The 20425-nt window shown below is 29.6% G+C and carries 18 protein-coding genes; 13 read left to right on the top strand and 5 right to left on the bottom strand.

The annotated features are described in order from the left end of the window. The first annotated feature begins 1 nt into the window (after window position 1). The 3 genes from DS884_RS17330 (at window position 2) to DS884_RS17340 (ending at window position 4605) form a co-directional block, all read left to right on the top strand. On the top strand, window positions 2-1351 hold the full coding sequence (locus DS884_RS17330; RefSeq protein WP_233487181.1) for an ATP-binding protein: 1350 nt from the start codon (window positions 2-4) through the stop codon (window positions 1349-1351). 80 nt (window positions 1352-1431) lie between these two features. After that, complete coding sequence (locus tag DS884_RS17335; RefSeq protein ID WP_093869966.1) at window positions 1432-2253, top strand: hypothetical protein; 822 nt, start codon at window positions 1432-1434, stop codon at window positions 2251-2253. Window positions 2254-2304: 51 nt separating this feature from the next. Beyond that, entirely contained in the window at window positions 2305-4605 is a 2301-nt protein-coding gene (locus tag DS884_RS17340; RefSeq protein WP_158530873.1) for a T9SS type A sorting domain-containing protein, read from the top strand. A 26-nt stretch (window positions 4606-4631) separates the two neighbouring features. Here DS884_RS17340 and dnaE read toward each other — a convergent pair whose 3' ends face one another. Further along, entirely contained in the window at window positions 4632-9005 is a 4374-nt protein-coding gene (gene dnaE, locus DS884_RS17345; RefSeq protein WP_113787654.1) for a DNA polymerase III subunit alpha, read from the bottom strand. Window positions 9006-9246: 241 nt separating this feature from the next. Between dnaE and DS884_RS17350 the strand changes: the two genes are divergently transcribed. The 3 genes from DS884_RS17350 (at window position 9247) to rimM (ending at window position 10637) form a co-directional block, all read left to right on the top strand. Further along, window positions 9247-9438, top strand: a complete 192-nt coding sequence (locus DS884_RS17350; RefSeq protein ID WP_093869969.1) for a cold-shock protein — start codon at window positions 9247-9249, stop codon at window positions 9436-9438. Window positions 9439-9592: 154 nt separating this feature from the next. Continuing rightward, window positions 9593-10093, top strand: a complete 501-nt coding sequence (locus DS884_RS17355; protein ID WP_093869970.1) for a 30S ribosomal protein S16 — start codon at window positions 9593-9595, stop codon at window positions 10091-10093. A 16-nt stretch (window positions 10094-10109) separates the two neighbouring features. Next, window positions 10110-10637 carry a ribosome maturation factor RimM gene (gene rimM, locus DS884_RS17360; protein ID WP_113787655.1) on the top strand — a complete coding sequence of 176 codons (528 nt, stop codon included), beginning with the start codon at window positions 10110-10112 and terminating at the stop codon, window positions 10635-10637. Window positions 10638-10714: 77 nt separating this feature from the next. On the opposite strand, the gene DS884_RS18540 is transcribed toward rimM, so the two are convergent. Further along, the gene (locus tag DS884_RS18540) at window positions 10715-10891 is read right to left on the bottom strand and encodes a hypothetical protein (RefSeq protein WP_158530874.1); all 177 of its coding nucleotides are present in this window, start codon (window positions 10889-10891) and stop codon (window positions 10715-10717) included. Window positions 10892-10996: 105 nt separating this feature from the next. Continuing rightward, window positions 10997-11494 carry a GNAT family N-acetyltransferase gene (locus tag DS884_RS17365; RefSeq protein ID WP_158530875.1) on the bottom strand — a complete coding sequence of 166 codons (498 nt, stop codon included), beginning with the start codon at window positions 11492-11494 and terminating at the stop codon, window positions 10997-10999. Between the two features lie 65 nt (window positions 11495-11559). Here DS884_RS17365 and DS884_RS17370 point away from each other — a divergent pair, with 65 nt between their 5' ends. Further along, window positions 11560-12150: a PhnA domain-containing protein gene (locus DS884_RS17370; protein ID WP_113787657.1), complete on the top strand. Its 591-nt coding sequence runs from the start codon at window positions 11560-11562 to the stop codon at window positions 12148-12150. 63 nt (window positions 12151-12213) lie between these two features. On the opposite strand, the gene DS884_RS17375 is transcribed toward DS884_RS17370, so the two are convergent. Further along, complete coding sequence (locus DS884_RS17375; RefSeq protein ID WP_113787658.1) at window positions 12214-13269, bottom strand: nucleoid-associated protein; 1056 nt, start codon at window positions 13267-13269, stop codon at window positions 12214-12216. 58 nt (window positions 13270-13327) lie between these two features. Between DS884_RS17375 and DS884_RS17380 the strand changes: the two genes are divergently transcribed. Beyond that, window positions 13328-13855, top strand: a complete 528-nt coding sequence (locus DS884_RS17380) for a hypothetical protein (protein WP_113787659.1) — start codon at window positions 13328-13330, stop codon at window positions 13853-13855. A 1-nt stretch (window position 13856) separates the two neighbouring features. Here the strand turns inward: DS884_RS17380 and DS884_RS17385 are convergent, their stop codons facing one another. Then, a complete protein-coding gene (locus DS884_RS17385) occupies window positions 13857-14456 on the bottom strand; it encodes a ribonuclease HII (RefSeq protein ID WP_113787660.1) in 600 nt (199 codons plus the stop codon). 70 nt (window positions 14457-14526) lie between these two features. On the opposite strand from DS884_RS17385, the gene DS884_RS17390 reads away from it, so the two are divergent. The 5 genes from DS884_RS17390 to DS884_RS17410 all read left to right on the top strand — a co-directional run bounded on the left by DS884_RS17390 (window position 14527) and on the right by DS884_RS17410 (window position 20406). Beyond that, window positions 14527-16482: a putative porin gene (locus DS884_RS17390; protein ID WP_113787661.1), complete on the top strand. Its 1956-nt coding sequence runs from the start codon at window positions 14527-14529 to the stop codon at window positions 16480-16482. Between the two features lie 3 nt (window positions 16483-16485). Next, the gene (locus DS884_RS17395) at window positions 16486-16725 is read left to right on the top strand and encodes a hypothetical protein (protein WP_113787662.1); all 240 of its coding nucleotides are present in this window, start codon (window positions 16486-16488) and stop codon (window positions 16723-16725) included. A 929-nt stretch (window positions 16726-17654) separates the two neighbouring features. Continuing rightward, complete coding sequence (locus DS884_RS17400; RefSeq protein ID WP_093869981.1) at window positions 17655-18173, top strand: UpxY family transcription antiterminator; 519 nt, start codon at window positions 17655-17657, stop codon at window positions 18171-18173. 91 nt (window positions 18174-18264) lie between these two features. Next, entirely contained in the window at window positions 18265-18882 is a 618-nt protein-coding gene (locus DS884_RS17405) for a 4'-phosphopantetheinyl transferase family protein (RefSeq protein WP_158530876.1), read from the top strand. Between the two features lie 141 nt (window positions 18883-19023). Then, complete coding sequence (locus tag DS884_RS17410) at window positions 19024-20406, top strand: aspartate aminotransferase family protein (protein ID WP_113787664.1); 1383 nt, start codon at window positions 19024-19026, stop codon at window positions 20404-20406. The last annotated feature ends 19 nt before the right edge of the window (window positions 20407-20425 follow it).

The raw sequence follows: 20425 nt of genomic DNA on the forward strand, positions 1-20425 counted from the left end.
TATGAATGAAAATAATAAAATGCTGGAAGTAGTTACTGAAACAAGTTTTTATAATTATTTAGCGTTCAGAATAAGAAAAAGATTAAAAGCAGATCTAAGTGAAGATAATATAATTGATACTGAGGTTGAATTTCAATTGGATGATTCAGAATTATCGCAATTTATTTATAAAAATCAATTTTCCCCTGATGAAATAGTGTTGTTAATGTTAGCTTTAGTTCCTCATATTTCAGCAAATTTCATTAACGATATTTTATCAGAATTTATTCCTCATGGAGGTGAGTTTCCAGAGTTTGGAGGGGTGAAAGGAAAAAATTATAGAGGTGTTATTCCAACGGGTGAAACAGCATTGTATATTTTAGGAGGGAAAGAGATAGAATACAGAAATCATTTAATTGACTACTTGTTTTATAAGAGTAGTTTATTTAAAAAAAGAATTCTTGAGCTAGAAAGTGTACCAAAGGGAGAGCCTTTTTTGAGTGGAAAATTAATTCTTGCAGAAGAATATGTTCATTTATTTTTAACAGGAAAAGAATTAAAACCACAATTAAGTCAAGATTTCCCAGCAAGTTTAATAACTACTGATATGGAATGGGGTGATTTAGTATTACAAGAAAAAACGCTTAATGATGTTAAAGAAATTGAGAATTGGTTAGCTTATAAAGAAGTGTTAATGAACGATTGGGGTATGGGAGCTAAAATTAAACCAGGATATCGAGTGTTGTTTTGTGGTGCTCCTGGTACAGGAAAAACATTAACGGCCAGTTTGTTGGGTAAGTATACTGAGCGTGATGTGTATCGAGTAGATTTGTCAATGGTAGTATCAAAATATATTGGAGAAACGGAGAAGAATTTATCTAAGTTATTCGATAAATCTATTGATCAAGATTGGATTTTGTTTTTTGATGAAGCTGACTCTATATTTGGTAAACGTACAAGTGTTAGAGATGCTCATGATAAATACGCAAATCAAGAAGTGTCGTATCTGTTGCAACGTATTGAAGCACATCCAGGGCTTATTATACTAGCATCGAATTTTAAAAATAATATCGACTCAGCTTTTACTCGTCGTTTTCATAATATTATAGAATTCGAAGCTCCAGGTTATGAAGAGAGAATTCAGTTATGGAGAAAGAATTTACCGGTAAATATTGAGTTAGAGTCATCAATAACAGTTGAAGAACTAGCAAAAAAATATAGTATTACAGGGTCAAATATTGTAAATATTATTCAATATGCTTGTTTACAAACCATAGCAAATAACAAAAATAAAATTCAAAGGAAATATTTATTAGAAGGTGTAAAAAGAGAGTATTCAAAAGAAGGTAAAACAATTAATATTAGCATGTGATTTTCTGTTATTTCATTATAAAAAACTAATGAAAACTGAATATTTATTTTAGAATTGTGTAACTATAAAAATAATAAATTATGAAAAAAATAAATCAAGTAAACGGTATTCCTTTGCACTATGCAAGATTAACTAATCACCCTTATGGAACAAGAGGAGAGCAACGTGATTTTTTAATAGAGGAAAGTTTTTTTAAAGTATTGGAACAAGCTTTGCAAGAAGTTTTTGAAAATTGCCCATTAGGAGTCCCTGAAGTAATAACTACGGCAGGAATATTTGTTAATAAACCAGGGCAACACGGTCATGGAAAGGCGTTTGATTTAGACGCAATTTTTTGGAAAGATAAAACCTTGGTTACAATGAATTTTGTACATCAAAAAGAATTGTACTTAGGTATAGAGTCTTTTTTAAGAAAGCATTTTGGAATTGTATTAAATTATCATTACCCAAACCATAAAGATCATTGGCATGTTGATACTAGTGTACCGGTAGATTACAATGAAAATTCAAAATCTGAAACATTATATCTTCAATTAGTTTTAAAACATATTTATAAAGAAGAAATTTTGGTAGATGGTATTTGGGGGCGACAAACTGCAGGAGTTGTGAAGGAAGTTTTTAATAAATTAAGGATTAATACACCTATTACAACCAAAAAAAACTATTTACAGTTTCTTGAAATCACAGGTAAAATAGCTTTCAAACTTTGTGAAGAACAAATATCAGCAACACATCTTTTAGATAACTTAACTGAGGTAATTGAAGATTTACCCGAACAAAACCGTATTACTGTTAGAGAAGCGTTTAATAGCTTTCTAGATCATAATGATACAGCACAGTGGCTTAATACTATTAAAGAAGAACATGATATAGATAGTTTAATTAATAGTTTTATAAATTAAGTAACTATATATTAGTTTAATGCTTAGTTTTGCTAGAAAAAAATTATGATATTGAAAAACTTAAAATTTGTAATAGCGTTTATTTGTAGTATAAATGTTTTTTCTCAAGAATATAATTTGCCAAGCGGACCCGTTGGTGGAGGAATAGGATATTCAAAAGTAATTAATGATACTTCAGATTTTTATAGTGTTTCTAACTATGGAGATTTAGTTGAAGCGCTTAAGAGTAAACAAAAAATATATGTAAATGGTACAATTGAGGTTCCAGAAAATGCCATAATAAACATTCCTAATGGAGTTATTTTAGCAGGTAATAGAGGAACAAAAGACACAGAAATTAGTAAGATAATTAAGTCTATAGGTAATTTATCAAGTGATCCATTTATTATAACCAAAGGGATAGTAAGGATAACTGGTTTAATAATTGAAGGACCTTATAAAGATGTTAAAGCTGTAGATATACTTTCAAGAGGAATAAGTTCACGTGGAGAAGGTTTAGAAGTTGATAATTGTGAATTATTAGGATGGCCAAATTCAGCGATAGAATTAAAAACAGGTAAAACTACTAAAATACACCATAATTTTATACACCATAATTCACGAACTGGTTATGGTTATGGTGTTGAAGTAGATGGGGATTCAACACCACTTATTGCATATAATAAATTTGATTATAATAGACATAGTATTGCTGGATCTGGTAAATCAGGGCAAAAATATACTGCTGCATATAATTTGATTTTACCAAATGGAGAAGATCATAGTTTTGATATGCATTCTAATAAATATAATAATGACCCAAATAATGATTGTTTTTATTTAGATCCAACATGTAATTTTGCAGGGAATTCAGTACTAATTCATAATAATACTTTTCTATATAAAGGAGATAGACCAGATGTTAACTCTTCACCAGAATCTACTTATCCAACAATTAAAATAAGGGCTATTCCACAAAATCAAGCAACTATTTACAATAATTATTTTTCTGATTCTTCAAGAAAGCATGCGGTTAAAATCCAAATGACAGCAATAAACAATCAAGTTATAGAACAAAAATATGCAAAAGGATATTTTAATAACGATGGTTTAATAGATTATTTTCGAGCAGATAGAGGTATATGGTGGGTGAATTATGGAGGTACTCAAAATTGGGTAAAATATTCAACAAGTGGTTATAAACTTGATAATTTAATTATAAAGGATTTTAATAATGATGGTTTTGATGATATAATGCATCATGTATCTGATGATAAATGGACCGTTTCATATGGAAGTTTAAATGGTACTTCATCATGGGAAGATATTAATTCATCTAACAGTCATGAAAATAAATATCCCTTAGAAAAGGATGTCTCGTTGACTTATTCAACCCCAACTACTAAAGGTTGGAATCATTGTTATGGTGATATCGATAATTCTAAATATAAAATGAATGTGAATAACAATAAGTTTAACTCAACTATAACTATGATGTATGTTTCATGGAGTGGACGAAGTAATTGGAATATTATCTCTTCTTCATTATTTTATGGGGCAGATCAACCAATACTATTAGGAGATTTTAATGGTGATGGTAAAACTGATCTTTTTAGAGGAGATGGTGAAAATTGGTTAGTTTCATGGAGCGGAATGTCTGAATGGAAAATATACACGTCCAGTGGTTATAAGAGTAACGATCTTGTTATTAGAGATTATAATAATGATAATTATTCAGATGTATTAAGACAAGTGGATGGGAATTGGTGGCAGGTTTCTGAGGGAAGTGCTAATGGAACTAGTGAATGGAAAAGTATATATAATGGGCCCTATACAAATGAAGAGCATGTTAAAGATTTTGATGGAGATGGAATAGAGGATATGTTTACCGCAAATGGAATAAATTGGACTACAGTTTTAAGTACCTCTAACTCTGAGGTTGTATTAGGAGCAAGTGGTTATTTAATAAATGATTTGAAATTTGGAGATTTTGATGGAGATGGTATAACAGATATTTTGCATATGGGGAATCCACCAAAGTATAACCGTAGTTATTATAAATCTCAAGAGGCTAAAGAAAAAGATGAAGTAATAAATAGTACAAAACAAAAAAGGTTACCCCTAACAAAAAAGGGGGAATATAAAATATACCCTAATCCAACTTCAGAAAGAATAATTATAGATTTACCTATTCATAAGAAGTATAAGTTTAATTTGTTTGATAGTCAGGGTAAATTACTTCTACAGTTTTCTGAACATTGTATTAAAAAGGAGATTGATATTTCAAATTTTAGTAAAGGTCTTTATTTGTTGCATATCATAGATGATGAATTAACAGTTAGTAAAAAAGTATTAATTTCAAATAAGAAATAAATACTTAAATAGAAAAGAGCAATTTATTAATTCAACTTATAGTTAATAAATTGCTCATCTAAAGCTTTTAGAAACTCATTAGAAATTTTAATTTTTGTTGTTCTACTAGGTAAATTTAACTCTATTTTTTCGTCAGCATCCCATATGGTAAAGTTTAACCCTTGTGATCCTTTATTAGTGGCAAATAAATGTTGTAAATCTTTAATAATATCTTCTTTTACCTTATCTAAAGGCATTGTAATGGTGATTTTTTTACACATTTTATCCATAATGTCATGAAGTAAATTAAAATCTGTAAAAGAAACTCTAGGATCCCCTTTTACTCCTTCTTTATTTGTCCAACCAGGTTTAATCATGGTTTTGACAAATAAGAATGAATTTGGAACCAAAAAATGTTTAAATTTCAAGTATTCTTCACCAAAAACTCTAAATTCAAAGCTGTCATTATAGTCTTCAACAATGTAAGAAGCCCATCCTTTACCAGCTTTAGATACTCGATGTTGAACATCGGTAACAATTCCTGCAAAAGTTAAAGCCAAACCTTCATATTTAGCAATATCTTTAAAATGTGAAAGAGAAGCATTACAAAATTTTAACTCATTTTTAAAATCATCTAAAGGGTGAGCAGAAATATACATTCCAATTACTTCTTTTTCTTTGGCTAGTAATTCCATTGTACCCCATGTTTCGCATTCAGGAATAATAGGTTCGGGTAGTTCTACAGCAGAGGCTTCCCCAAATAATGAAACTTGCGAAGAATTTTTGTTTTCTTGATATTTATTACCAAAACGAAGTGCTTTTTCTAAAAAAGTTTGATTTTTTTCGTCTTCAACAAAGTATTGTGCTCTATGTGTATTAGCAAAAGAATCAAAACCGCCTGCTAAAATTAACCCTTCAAAAGCTTTTTTGTTGGCTACACGTAAATCTACACGTTTAGAAGCATCGAAAATAGAATTGAAATTTCCATTTTCTCTACGTTCATCAATAATAGCTCGTACAGCATTAGCACCAACTCCTTTAATTGCAGCCATTCCAAAACGAACAGCCCCTTCTTTATTTACAGAGAACTTAGAAAAAGATTCATTAATATCTGGACCTAAAACCTCTAATCCCATGCGTTTACATTCTTCCATGAAAAATGATACAGATTTTATATCATTCATATTATTAGAAAGTACTGCAGCCATATATTCAGCAGGGTAATGGGCTTTTAAATATGCAGTTTGGTAGGCAATCCAAGCATAACATGTAGAGTGAGATTTGTTAAATGCATACGAGGCAAAGGCTTCCCAGTCTTTCCAAATTTTCTCTAACTTCTCTTCATCATGTCCGTTAGTTTTTGCCTGTTCAACAAATTTTGGTTTCATTTTAGCTAAAACAGCAATTTGTTTTTTACCCATGGCTTTACGAAGTACATCAGCTTCACCTTTTGTAAAATCTGCTAGTTTTTGAGATAAAAGCATTACTTGCTCTTGATAAACAGTAATTCCATATGTCTCAGCTAAGTACTCTTCCATAACAGGAAGGTCATATTCTATTTCTTCATCTCCATGCTTTCTTCTAATAAACGAAGGAATATATTCTAAAGGTCCAGGCCTATATAAGGCATTCATGGCAATTAAATCGGCAAAAACTGTTGGTTTCAGTTCTCGCATATATTTTTGCATTCCTGCAGATTCATACTGAAAAATACCAATAGTCTCTCCACGCTGGAACAATTCGTATGTTTTTATGTCGTCAATAGGGAAATTTTCAGGGTCTAAATCTACATCATGTCTAGCTTTAACAATCTTAACAGTATCTTTAATAAGGGTTAATGTTTTTAACCCTAAGAAATCCATTTTTAGAAGTCCAGCACTCTCAACTACCGAGTTGTCAAATTGAGTAACATACATGTCTGAATCCTTAGCAAGAGCTACAGGTACAAACTTTGTAATATCATCAGGAGTAATAATAACACCACAGGCATGTATACCAGTATTACGAACTGAACCTTCTAAAATTCGTGCTTTATTAATGGTTTCTGCCATTAAATCAGAACCATTAGATAAGCGTTTTAATTCGTTAACTAATTCAATTTCTTCTGAACGAAGTTTTTCTTTTAATCCTTTCTCATCTAAAGAAAAGATTTTTTTTAACTTCATTCCAGGAATTAATTTGGCAATTCGATCAGCTTCAAATAATGGTAAATCTAAAACTCTGGCCGTATCTCTAATAGATGATTTGGCAGCCATGGTACCATAAGTGATAATTTGGGCTACTTGATTTGCTCCGTATTTATCAATTACATAATCCATTACTCGACTTCTTCCTTCGTCATCAAAATCAATATCAATATCGGGCATTGATACACGTTCAGGATTTAAGAAACGCTCAAAAAGTAAATCATACTTAATTGGATCTATATTGGTTATCCATAAACAAAAAGCTACTACACTACCAGCGGCTGAACCACGTCCAGGACCAACAGAAACATCCATGTTTCTTGCCTCTCGAATAAAATCTTCTACAATTAAGAAATATCCAGGATACCCGGTTTTTTCAATAACTTCAAGTTCAAAATCTAAACGCTCACGAATACTTTCAGTAATTTCTCCGTATCGCTTTTTTGCACCTTCATATGTTAAATGGCGTAAAAAATTATTTTCACCACGTTTTCCTCCATCATCATTATCTTTTTCATCTCTAAACTCCTCAGGAATATCAAAGGCAGGTAATAATACATCACGAGCTAAGGTAAATGGTTCAACTTTATCTACAATTTCTTGAATATTTATGATAGCCTCTGGAAGATCAGCAAACAAGGTTTTCATTTCTTCCGAAGATTTAAAGTAATACTCGTCATTAGGTAAACCATAACGATATCCTCTTCCTCTTCCTTTTGGTGTTGCTTGTTTTTCTCCATCTTTAACACATAATAAAATATCATGTGCATTGGCATCTTCTTTTCCTAAATAAAAAGTGTTGTTTGTGGCAACGATTTTTACATCATGCTTCTTGGAAAATTCTAAGAGTGTTTTGTTAACTACTTTTTCATCTTCTTGCCCATGACGCATTAACTCGATGTATAAATTCTCGCCAAATTGTTCTTTCCACCAAAGTAAGGCTTCTTCAGCTTGAGCCTCTCCAACATTTAATATTTTACTAGGAACTTCTCCATAAAGATTTCCTGTTAAAACAATAACATCTTCTTTGTATTTTTTTATAACCTCTCTATCAATTCTAGGAATATAGTAAAAGCCATCAACAAAAGCGATAGAAGACATTTTCGCTAGGTTATGATATCCGTTTTTGTTTTTAGCTAATAGTACAACTTGATGTCCATTATCTTTCTGGCTTTTATTGGTGTGATCGGTACAAACATTAAATTCACAACCTATAATTGGTTTTATAATTTGTCCGTTTGGTTCTTCTCCTTTTTCAATAGCTTCTTTATTCGCAGCTTCTATTGATTTATTATGATTTAATACCGCTTGAACAAAATGAAAGGCAGCCATCATATTACCAGTATCAGTCATTGCAATTGCAGACATGTTGTCTTTTGCAGCTGCTTTTATAATGTTTCCAATTTGTATGGTAGATTGAAGAACCGAGTATTGAGTATGATTGTGTAAATGAGCAAACTGAACATCCTTTAAAGTTGCTAATCCTTCAGAAGTTGAAATAGTATCGCTAGCTTCTTCTTGAGAAGAATTTTGCTTGCGTATTTTTTCACTTTCTCTTTTAAGGTTTAAATGCTTTAACCCTATTACTTTAATTGGCATTGGGTTTACTTCCGAAAAACGTTTAAAGTAATCAGAAGGTACATCAAGCTTTTCTTCAGTATATTGACGTAAACGAATAAGTTCTAAAAAACATCTTGTGGTGGCTTCTACATCGGCAGTAGCATTGTGGGCTTCTCCAAACCCGCTACCAAATAAATGTTTATGTAGTTCGGTAAGTGTTGGTAATTTAAATTTACCTCCACGTCCTCCAGGTATTTGACAAAGTGTTGCGGTGTGTTCTGTACAGGTATCTAAAACAGGTAATTTTGTTAAGTTGTTTTCAACACCCAAACGATGGAACTCACACCCCATGATGTTTACATCAAAACCTACATTTTGACCAACAACAAATTTTGTTTTTCCTAAAGCTTCATTAAATAATTGTAACCCTTCATCTAAAGAGATCCCTTGTTCTATAGCTAAATCAGTTGAAATACCATGAATACGTTCAGCATCATAAGGAATGTTAAATCCATCAGGTTTTATAAGAAAATCATTATGCTCAATTAAATTACCCATTTCATCATGCAATTGCCATGCAATTTGAATACATCTAGGCCAATTATCAGTATCAGTAATTGGAGCATTCCAACTTTTTGGTAATCCAGTAGTTTCAGTATCAAAAATTAAGTACATCGGTATAGTTTTCTTATTGAAGAATTTCAAAAAACAATGTGTAAAAATACAAAGAATTTAGAATGTTTTCTCTAGAAGTTATTAACGATTAATTTTATAGAAAGAATACTGTTTTTTAGATAGCTGAAACCTATGTTAGTTAGTGTGTTATCAAGATGTTAAGTTTTAAATAAATAGAAAAAAATCGATAAATTATCAGTTAATAAAAGTATATTTGTGCTTTAATATAATATTTTTTACAATGAAACAAGGAACAGTAAAGTTCTTCAATGAATCTAAAGGTTTTGGATTTATTACAGAAACAGGATCAAACACAGAGCACTTTGTACACGTATCAGGATTAATCGATGAGATTAGAGAAGGTGATACAGTTGAGTTTGAACTAAAAGAAGGAAAAAAAGGATTAAACGCAGTTAGCGTTAGAGTGATATAATTTTCACACTGATTTTATTTTCTTAAGAGCTTGTTTTTCAGGCTCTTTTTTTTATTTTAAATAGGTGTGTTTTTATAGTTGTATATGAGAAATATTTTATAAATTTGCGCACTTAATTAATAATCAAGGTACGTGTACCTTACAAATTAAAATTATGCCTGTAAAAATTAGATTACAAAGACACGGTAAAAAAGGAAAACCATTTTACTGGGTAGTAGCTGCAGATTCAAGAGCTAAAAGAGATGGACGTTTCTTAGAGAAATTAGGAACTTACAATCCAAACACTAACCCTGCTACCATCGATTTAGATGTTGATGGAACTGTACAATGGTTACAAAATGGAGCACAGCCAACTGATACTGCTAGAACAATTTTATCTTACAAAGGAGCTTTATTGAAAAACCATTTAGCTGGTGGAGTAAAAAAAGGAGCTTTAACTGAAGAGCAAGCTGAAGCAAAATTTACTGCTTGGTTAGATGAAAAAGCTGGTAAAGTAGCTGGTAAAGTTGATGGTTTAGCTAAAGCTCAAGCTGATGCTAAAGCAAAAGCATTAGAAGCTGAAAAAGCTGTTAATGAAGCGCGTATCGCTGCTAACACACCTGCTGTTGATAGTGAGGATGCTGTAGCGGAAAGCGGAGCAGATAGCGAAGAATAAAAACTATAGAGCGATGATGCAAAAAGAAGAATGCTTTTATCTTGGCAAAATCGTTAAAAAACATAGTTTTAAGGGCGAGGTAGTTATTAAGTTAGATACTGATGAGCCTGAGCTTTATAGAAATTTGGAATCAGTTTTTGTCGATTTAGGCAATAACTTGATTCCATTTTTTATTGAAAAATCATCTTTAAGTAAAAGCACCATGTTTCGTGTTAAGTTTGAAGATGTAAATACTGAGCAAGACGCAGATGCTATTATGCGTGCAGGTATTTATTTACCATTAAACTTATTGCCTAAGCTTACCGGAAATAAATTTTATTATCATGAAGTAATTGGTTTTACTGTTATAGATACTAATTTTGGTGAGGTAGGTGAAATACAAAGTATTAATGATACTTCAGCTCAACCTCTATTTGAGATAGATAGAGATGGAAATGAAGTTTTTATCCCTATGATAGATGATTTTATCAAAAAAATAGATAGAGATAATAAAATTGTTGAAGTTACTACACCAGAAGGTTTAATAGATTTATACTTAGATTAAAAAGCAAATAATATCTTATTATTAAATATAAAGAGAAAAGTAAAACAAAAATAAGGGGAAAACTTTTTTTTGTAAGCTTACATATTCTTTATTCTTATAACATCGGTAATTTGGTAAGACATTCCGTTAAAGTTTTTTTTAATAAGAACGTTTTCTAACCAATAAACAGATCCTCTATAAAATAATGGAAAAAGTAAAAACTTCTCACGCTTCTTTTTAGAAGAATATGTAGCTCTTTTTTTAAATAATCTCATTTTAGTTTGGTTTGATTAAAAAAAGGCTTGGTAATTATGGCGCGAAACTAGTTAATTTGATTTAGTTTTTAAAAAAAACAAAAGTTAAATTTTAGGAGTCAAAAGTTAAAAAATGTATTCAAAGAGGCTATCCTTATTACCTTCATGAATTTCTTTTAATCCAATATAGTTAAATCCGAGTTTTGTTAATAATCTTTTTGATGCTTGGTTTTGAGGCATAGTAAAAGCTATTATTTTATCTTGTTTTAAAACTTCTTTAGTGTATTTCATAATACATTCAGTAGCTTCAAAAGCATAGCCTTTTCCTCTTCCTATAGGCAGAAAAGCATAGCCTACATCATAATAATCAGTTTTTTCTCTACTTAGCAAGCTTGATACTCCAATTGGAATATTTCTTTCATTTTCGTAAACAGTAAAAAATCCTAGTCCATCTTTACATAAGTTTGGAATCATTTTTTGTTGTAAAAAAGTATGAGTTTCTTCTACTGATTTTAAGTTTTTATCATTGATGTTTTTAATAAAATCAGGGTCATTAAATAGCTCAAAATAAAAGGGAGCATCGTTTGCTTCAACCATTTTTAATGTTAGTCTTTCTGTACTCAATATCATGATTTAAAAATAGATAAATTCATTTAAAAATGTACATTTGTTTCTTTAATTTATAAGAAATGAGTTTACTACAGGAATTACAAGAAAGAAGTGGAAATCAATGTGAGTTATGTGCTGAAAAAAATGATTTAAAAATATATGAAGTGCCACCAATTTCAACAGGAGGTGTAGATGGTAGTTTACTAGCTTGTGGTACTTGTATAGGGCAAATTGAAGAACCAGAAATTACAGAAGCAAATCATTGGCGTTGTTTAAATGATAGCATGTGGAGTGAGTTCAGGGCTGTAAAAGTGGTAGCATGGAGAATGTTACATCGTTTAAAAAGTCAAGGATGGCCACAAGACTTATTAGATATGATGTATTTAGAAGATGAAGAATTACGTTTTGCTCAATCTACTGGAGAGCATTTAGATGAAAGTGAAAAAATAATACATCGTGATGTTAATGGAGCTATTTTAGAAGCTGGAGATAGTGTTGTACTGATAAAAGATTTAAAGGTGAAAGGATCAAGCATGGTAGCAAAACAAGGTACTGCTGTTCGTAGAATTTCTTTAGATCATGAAAATGCAAAGTATATTGAAGGAAAAGTAGGGCCTACTCAAATTGTAATCATTACAGATTATGTAAAGAAAATGGCTGAGAAAGAATAAAATAATAAAACAAAAAAGAGAAATTAATTAATTTCTCTTTTTTGTTTTATTATTTATAATGGGTTATTTTTCAGCGTTATAGTATACTTTGTAAAACTTCATTTTTTTATCCTCATCATATCCTTGTTCTAAATATTCGGTAGAGGCATCAGGAGCATCAACATCAATTTTAATTTGGATATTTGTATCTAGTTTAATTTCAGTTTTAAATTTACTTTTTTCCTTTTTTAAAACAGGGTCTGATACTTCAAAATTATTTCTAATTAAAACATCGTTCAATTTTTCAAAATGTTTCTTGTAATCTTCGAACATGTCTTTGTGTTTATCATCTTCAAAAACTTCATCTTTAAAGCCATGATAATCTACACTTTCATGTTCCTTAAAATAGTCAACAGTATTTGCTAAAAATGAACTTTGTTCTTGCTTTCCTAATTCAGGTTTTATAATTTCTTCAGAAAAGTCTTTACACATTTCTAGATAATTTTGAGTATGTAGGTTTCTATCATCTGCAAACTTTACACTTAAAAAATTTTTTATCCAATATTGAGCATCGTAATTATTATTGTCAATAGATAAAACAACAGTTCCTTCTGTATCAGAAGAATTTAAAATTAAACAACCTTTATCTAATTTTTTTGTTGAAATACCTTTTTGTACAACTACATCAAAGCTTTCATCATCTAAATATGTTTGAAAAAAGTCAACCTTACTTTCAATTTTAAAAATACCAACAGCTTCTGTTAACACATCTTTATACTCAATTCCTTCAAAGTAAGCAACAATAACGTCTCCGGTTTTTATATTGGCAGAGTTAGATTGTTCATATAGGTGGTTAACAATATTTTTTGAATTTTCAATAAAAACTTCATTACTGTCATCTTCAAAAATATCAGAAGTGTATTTATTAATTTCGTTTAAACGAACGTCAGCATGATGACTAAAGCGATAGCTTTGAGTAACAGTACCAAAATTTTTTAATAAAAAAGGCATTAATAATTCATAACTTTCTTCGTCAAAACGTACTAGACTTTCTGATAAAGCATTCTGGCCACTATTGTATTTATTAGCAACTTTATGAATAATACATTTATTAATTTCTGCACGTGTTCTTTTAATCATTTTCTAAAAAATTGAAAGACAAAAATAAGTATTTTAGTACCGTTAAAAATAATAGAATATGAAATTATTAGGAATAGGATCAAGAATTAATCACTCAGAATATGGTTTTGGTGTAGTTACTAATGTAGATAGTAAGCATTATTGGGTTACTTTTCAAGAAAATGGTTTAGAAACAATAGCTTTAAATGATGATTTTGATATTATTGAAGCTGTAAATCAGGAAGTAGATTCTGTAAGTTTTTATGAAGTTGAAAGTTCTTTAAGAAAAATTTTAAAGCAATGGAGTGATGTTACTGAGATAGTACCTATAGCTGATAAATTTAAAGGAGGTAATTTAATTATACAGCCAGCCGATACTAACTTAAGTTCAAAAGAAATAGCTATTGATACTTTTTTTCATAAAGTGGTAATGGTTCGTGATCGGATTAGAGTAATGGAGCAAAAAATAAATGCTAGTAAAACTTTAGCAGATCAAGATAAAGTAGATTTACAACAATATATTACTCGAATTTACGGTAGTTTAACAACTTTTAATGTGTTATTTAAGTTAAAGTCTGATCATTTTGTAGGAGCAAAATCAAAATAGGCTATAATTTAAGTTTTAATTGCTCAGGTAATAACTTAAATGATTTTCTATGATGTATTGTTGCTCCAAATTCACGAATAGCATTACGGTGCTCTTTTGTTGGATAACCTTTATTTTTTTTCCAATTATATTGTGGAAATTCTTGATGAATTTTTTCCATATAATCATCTCTATATGTTTTAGCTAAAACAGAGGCAGCAGCAATACTCATATATTTAGCATCTCCTTTAATTATGGTTTCATGAGGGATTTCTTTATATTGTTTAAACTTATTTCCGTCAACAATAATAAATTCTGGTTCTACGCTTAATTGCTCTATAGAGCGATGCATTCCAGTAATAGAAGCTTGTAAAACATTAATCTCATCAACTTCATCTTGATAAATAAAAGATACTCCAAAAGCTAGAGCTTCTTTTTCAATATAAGGACGTAGTTCATAGCGCTTTTTTTCTGAAAGTTGTTTAGAATCATTTAATAAATCATGGTTAAAATTAGGGGGTAAAATAACCGCTGCAGCAACTACAGGTCCAGATAAACAACCCCTTCCAGCTTCGTCAGTGCCAACCTCTAAAGAAAATCCGCTATAATTTAGTTTCAACATACTACAAATTAACAGTTTTCAAAGAAAACATTCACATTTTTTCTCATTTTATTATTATACTTTTGTAGGTATGAAAAAAAGTTTCTTAGTATTATTTTGTGTAATAAGTGTGCAACTTGTTTTTTCTCAGGTTAGAGAATTAGATGGAGGTTTTGGAGGATTAGGAGGTGTTAATCAAAATAGAGATTCATTACCTGGAGGTGAAATTGATGTTGAGTTAAGTGGAAGAACAAAGTATACAGATTATAAAATTATTTCACATAAAAGGGATACTACTATTATTGATACAACTTTAACGATACAAAAAAACTATAAATTTAATTTTTTAAGGAAAGATAATTTTGAACTATTAGCATTTCATAACCAAGGACAGACTTTTAATAATTTAGGATATGATTTTAATACTACTTCTCAATTTCCTGATATAGGTTTTAGGGCAAAGCAATTTAATTATATAAATATTGAAGATGTAAAATATTATCATGTGCCTACCCCAACTACTGAAATTTTGTATAGAGGTGGTTTGGAACAAGGGCAGGTTTTAGAAACGTTGTTTACAGCAAACTTTTCCAAACGATTAAATGTGGCATTAACTTATAAAGGAATACGGTCATTAGGTGCTTATAGGCGATCATTGGCTAGTACTGGGAATTTTAGAGTTTCTTTTCACTACGTAACACCAAAAGGGCAATACGCTATAAGAGGACATGCAGTAAATCAAGACTTTACAAATCAAGAGAATGGAGGATTAACAGCAGAATCGTTATTGAATTTTTTAACAGATAATCCTAATTTTAGCGGTAGTAGAGGTAGATTAGATGTTGAATTAAATGATACAGAAAGTGTTCTTGAAGGGAAGAGACTATTCTTCGAGCATACATTTAAATTACTCTCCTCAAAAGATTCACTTAATAATAGAAATTTTTCTAATTTAAAAGTAGGACACCAATTTACTAGAGATTCTAAATATTTTGAATTTAAACAAGTTACACCTTCAGATATATTTGACACTGATAGAGCAGTAGGGGTTTTAAACAACCAAACGGATTATTTACTTTATAATAATGAATTGTTTTTAGATTTTAACTCTAAATATGTCTTAGGACGTTTTAGAGTTAAGACAAGCTATACTAATTATGATTACGGGTATAAATATTTGCAGAATAATTTAGTTGGAATTGCAAACAATAAATTAAAAGGTAGTGCTATTTCATTTGGAGCAGATTGGAACGGAAAAATAAATAATTTTTATGTAAATGCTACAGGTTCTTTAACCCCTGGAAGTGGAAGATTAGCTGGAAATAATTTATATGCCGAAGCATATTATAAAAAAGATAGTTTATTTACTATTAAAGCAAAACTTAGGATTAATAATAAATTACCTAATTTTAATTTCTTACTGCATCAAAGTATTTATAATAAGTTTAATTGGGAAAATAATTTTGCTTCTACTGGAACTAGAATTTTAGGAGGAGAGATTAAAAGTAAATGGGGAAATGCTTCTGTTGATTTAACCAATATAGATAATTATACTTATTTTGATGAACAAGGGCTTCCAAAGCAACATTCAGGAACTGTTAATTATTTAAAATTAAAGGTATCAAAAGAATTTTCATTAGGTAAATTTTCGCTAGATAATACCCTAATGTATCAAAAAGTAGCAAGTGGAAGTGAAGTGTTAAGAGTACCAGAATTGGTAAGTAGAAATACATTGTATTTTTCGGATAACTGGTTTAGAGGAAACCCTCTTTTTGTTCAAATAGGAGCTACTTTTAAATACTTTTCAAAATATAAAGCTAATGCATATAATCCATTACTTGGAGAATTTACGTTGCAAAACACCACTGATATTGGGTATCCAACTATTGATTTATTTTTTAACGGTAGGGTTAGAAGAACTCGAATATATTTTAAAGCAGAAAACATAAGCTCATTTTTTCTTGACAAGAACTACTTATCTGCTCCTTCGCATCCTTATCGTGATTTTACAATTCGTTTTGGAGTAGTTTGGAACTGGTTTATTTAATATATGGAAAAAGAACTTAGACAACATTGGAAATTATTTTTAATTACTAGCTTAACATTGGGTTTAGCGCCTTTTAATCCACCTCATATAGTTGGGAAAATAAATTGGATTATGGGTGGAGGTGCTTTTTCAGGAGATAACCCAATGAAACTTATGGATTGGTTTGATGTTTTACTTCATGGTTTACCATGGATTTTACTACTTATTTCTATTTTACTAAATAGTAAAAGAAAAAGAAGTTAGTTTTAATAGGAGTAATACATGTTTATTATTATCATTAAAAAGAGTTTTTTAAAATATCTTTTGTTTTTTATTTACTAGTTAAATTTATGCTTAAAAAGTATAATTCTGTTTTATAATAAACAAACAGCTAAGTTGTTGGTTTATAAGGAGTATGAAAATACGTTAAATCTACTAATTATTAACTTATCCATATTTAATAGTACTTACAAGGCAATTGTCAAATTAGTTGTTTTATGTTTTTTAGTAGGATGTTAACCCTGTTTTTACAGTTTTTTAATATTTGAAGATAATTTTTAATTTAAAAATTAGTATAATTGTACCTGTAAAAAAACGATAGTTATTTAAATTTATCTACTACACATAAATAACTTTTTTATCAAATATTTTTTTAAAAATAGTATGCCTCATGTAATTGAGAGAGGCGAAGCCATGCTTAAAAATTAAACTGTAAAAAAATAAAGAAAAACTATAAGAAAAACGTGTTTTAATTTTTCAAAAAAGAATAAGAACTTTATGAAGTAGACTTGTTTAATTTTTAAAGAGAGTTTGACTATATTAAAAACAACTTTTTTTAAATTTCCTTCTAAATGGTTTCTTTTAGGAACTATAAATAACTCTAAAACATATCGATAAAAACTAGGTGAATAAGAAAAACAAAACGTGTTTTTTTTGTTAAACTACTGTTTTGTATTAGAGTAATGAGTTGTTGTTTTCATGATTTCTTAACAATTAAGAATATTTTTTGAAGAAATAAATACTAAAATTGTACCTATAATAAATTAATAGTTATTTAAATTTTACCTACTACAAATAAATAACTATTTACAAAAAACTATTGCATTTATAAAACAAACAAAAAGTACCTCATGTAAGTGAGAAAGGCGAAGCCTTGCATAAAAACAAACAAACAACTATAATCAATTTAAATAATGAACTACACTAGCGGTTGGCATGTAATATATGTCAAATCTCGTTGGGAAAAAAAGGTATATGAGTCTCTAAAAGAGATTTGTTTAGATACTTTTTTTCCACAAATTAAAACACTTAAACAATGGAGCGATAGGAAAAAAGTAATTTTAAAGCCATTACTTCCGTCTTACTTATTTGTTAATTTAAATTCTCCTACTGAATTCCATAAAGCATTGTCAGTTAATGGTGTATGCTCTTATATCCGTTTTGGTAAAGAGTACGCAAGAGTTACAGAAAATGAAATAGAAAAAATGAAATTATTAGTAAGTGATCAAAACATTACAGGAATTGAAGTTAATACAGAATTGCCAAAAATAGGAGAGGTTAGAAAAATAACTAATGGTCCTTTAAATGGTTTAGAGTGTGAAATTTTAAAAATAAATAGTACTAATAAAATTATTGTACGGATAGATTCATTACGACAAAATTTTATAGCAACATTACCTATAAGTTATATGAATCAACTTGAAAACGTATAACTATTAATGTAATAACTAACTTTTAGTATACATTATTTTACTTCTTATGAATAATAAAGCACATGTACTCTGTGTACATAATGGTGATCAAATGAAAGATAAAATTTGGTTAGAATGCTTACAATTAATACCAAATAAATATCACGCTGAAATTAATAAATTTCGATTTTGGGAAAGACGTCAGTCAAGCTTAATAGGAAAGTTATTATTAAAAAAGGCATTAAATTTTTTTTCAGTTGATAAAACACTTCTAGATATAAAGTATACTACTTATAAAAAGCCTTATTTAGAAGATGATTTTTCGTTCAGTATATCACATTCAGGTGAGTTTGTTGTTTGTGCATTTACTCCAAATAAAGAACCAATAGGTGTAGATATAGAAAAAATTGAAAGAAAAATTGATTTAAACAATTTTTCATCAGTATTAACTAAAAGAGAAAAGAATTCAATTACTCAGTCGAGAGAACCAATAACAACTTTTTATAACATTTGGACAATCAAAGAGGCGGTTTCTAAAGCCGATGGAAGAGGTTTGAATTTACCATTAAATACAATTGATACCTGTCAGAATTATATATCACTTGGAACTAAAAAATGGTACTACAAACCAATATCTGTTGAAGATAATTATAAATGTAATATAACAACTACCTGCAAAGATATTGAAGTTAAACTGAAACTAACAACAATTAGTGAGTTGTTAGAATAAATATAGGGACTAGGCATGAAAATTAATCTACTATAAATCTAAAATTTCATTATTCAACAAAAGAAAACTTATGTAAAACTCATGCTTTACTTTTTTAGTAAAGATGTAAATAACTAAAACAATATAAACAAACTTATTATTATGGAAATATTAAAGAAATATCACTTATCTGAAAGATCTAAAATTATCTCATCTTCTTTACCAGGAGAAAAATCAAAAAAAATATTAGAGTTACAAAAACAGATAGAAGGAAGTATCGTATCATACCCTAAAAATATGCCGATAGCTATAAAAAGAGCAAAAGGAAGTATCGTTGAAGATTTAGATGGAAATCAATTCATCGATTTCTTTGCTGGCTGTGGTGTTTTAAATGTAGGACATTGTAATGATTTTGTTTTAGAATATGTGAAAAAACAGCAAGAAGAATTAATTCACGCTCTTGATTTTCCAACAGAGAATAAGATAAGTTTGATTCAGAAAATAATAAAAAACCTTCCGAAAGAAATTAGAGATGACTATAAAGTGTGTTTTGGAGGACCAACAGGATCAGATGCAGTAGAAGCTGCTATAAAATTAGCTAAAATAAAAACAGGAAGAGATGGTATAATTTCTTTTAAAGGAGGGTATCATGGTATGACATGTGGGGCGTTAGCTGTTACTTCTGATATTGGTTTTAGAAACCATATTTCTTCACTGATGCCAAATGTTCATTTTGCTCCTTATAATTATTCTTATAGAAATGAAGATGGAAATAAAAATAATGAACTAGTTGCTTTTGAAGAGATGTTAACAAATAGTCATTCTGGAATATCTAAACCAGCAGCTATTATTGTAGAACCTATTCAAGGAGAGGGTGGGAATATTGTCCCTGAAGACGGTTATTTAGAAGAGTTAGTAAGAATAGCACATGAAAATGATGTGTTAGTTATTTTCGATGAAATTCAGTGTGGTTTTTTTAGAACAGGATCTTTTTTAGAATTTATGAATACCAAAGCGGTGCCCGATATTATAACTTTTTCTAAAGGCTTTGGAGGAATAGGCTTTCCTATAGCTGGTTTAATTTATAAGAGAGAAGTTGAAGCATGGAATCCAGGAGCTCATATTGGTACTTTTAGAGGAAATCAAGTTAGTATTTCAGCAGCAATTGGAGCTTTAGATTTTATAGAAAAGTATGACATCGCTGAGCATACTAAAACTATTGGGAGCTATTTAATGGGGAAGTTAGAATTATTAAAAATAGATAACCCTTTTATAGGAGAAGTAAGAGGTAGAGGAATGATGATAGGTGTTGAGTTTGTTAAAAATAAAGAAAGTAAAGTGCCTTTTCCTGAGTTTGTAAAGAAATATAGGAAAGAATGTTTTGAAAGAGGACTATTATTTGAAGTAGGAGGACATTATGATAATGTTTTAAGACTAGTACCACCATTAGTAACTACAAAAGCTATTGTAGATGCAGCCATAGAAATAATGAAAGAGGCTATTACTGCTTGTACAGAAGAATACATGGAACAAACTTTAGCTTAACAAAATTACCTTACCTAAC

It is taken from the genome of Tenacibaculum sp. E3R01 (assembly GCF_003318185.1).
Lineage (GTDB): Bacteria > Bacteroidota > Bacteroidia > Flavobacteriales > Flavobacteriaceae > Polaribacter > Polaribacter halocynthiae.

What these genes read in the sequence shown, in the direction of transcription:
- DS884_RS17330 (WP_233487181.1), top strand. Translation starts at nt 2, where the DNA reads ATGAATGAAAATAATAAAATGCTGGAAGTAGTTACTGAAACAAGTTTT.
- DS884_RS17335 (WP_093869966.1), top strand. Translation starts at nt 1,432, where the DNA reads ATGAAAAAAATAAATCAAGTAAACGGTATTCCTTTGCACTATGCAAGA.
- dnaE (WP_113787654.1), bottom strand. Translation starts at nt 9,005, where the DNA reads ATGTACTTAATTTTTGATACTGAAACTACTGGATTACCAAAAAGTTGG.
- DS884_RS17350 (WP_093869969.1), top strand. Translation starts at nt 9,247, where the DNA reads ATGAAACAAGGAACAGTAAAGTTCTTCAATGAATCTAAAGGTTTTGGA.
- DS884_RS17355 (WP_093869970.1), top strand. Translation starts at nt 9,593, where the DNA reads ATGCCTGTAAAAATTAGATTACAAAGACACGGTAAAAAAGGAAAACCA.
- rimM (WP_113787655.1), top strand. Translation starts at nt 10,110, where the DNA reads ATGCAAAAAGAAGAATGCTTTTATCTTGGCAAAATCGTTAAAAAACAT.
- DS884_RS18540 (WP_158530874.1), bottom strand. Translation starts at nt 10,891, where the DNA reads ATGAGATTATTTAAAAAAAGAGCTACATATTCTTCTAAAAAGAAGCGT.
- DS884_RS17370 (WP_113787657.1), top strand. Translation starts at nt 11,560, where the DNA reads ATGAGTTTACTACAGGAATTACAAGAAAGAAGTGGAAATCAATGTGAG.
- DS884_RS17375 (WP_113787658.1), bottom strand. Translation starts at nt 13,269, where the DNA reads ATGATTAAAAGAACACGTGCAGAAATTAATAAATGTATTATTCATAAA.
- DS884_RS17380 (WP_113787659.1), top strand. Translation starts at nt 13,328, where the DNA reads ATGAAATTATTAGGAATAGGATCAAGAATTAATCACTCAGAATATGGT.
- DS884_RS17385 (WP_113787660.1), bottom strand. Translation starts at nt 14,456, where the DNA reads ATGTTGAAACTAAATTATAGCGGATTTTCTTTAGAGGTTGGCACTGAC.
- DS884_RS17390 (WP_113787661.1), top strand. Translation starts at nt 14,527, where the DNA reads ATGAAAAAAAGTTTCTTAGTATTATTTTGTGTAATAAGTGTGCAACTT.
- DS884_RS17395 (WP_113787662.1), top strand. Translation starts at nt 16,486, where the DNA reads ATGGAAAAAGAACTTAGACAACATTGGAAATTATTTTTAATTACTAGC.
- DS884_RS17400 (WP_093869981.1), top strand. Translation starts at nt 17,655, where the DNA reads ATGAACTACACTAGCGGTTGGCATGTAATATATGTCAAATCTCGTTGG.
- DS884_RS17405 (WP_158530876.1), top strand. Translation starts at nt 18,265, where the DNA reads ATGAAAGATAAAATTTGGTTAGAATGCTTACAATTAATACCAAATAAA.
- DS884_RS17410 (WP_113787664.1), top strand. Translation starts at nt 19,024, where the DNA reads ATGGAAATATTAAAGAAATATCACTTATCTGAAAGATCTAAAATTATC.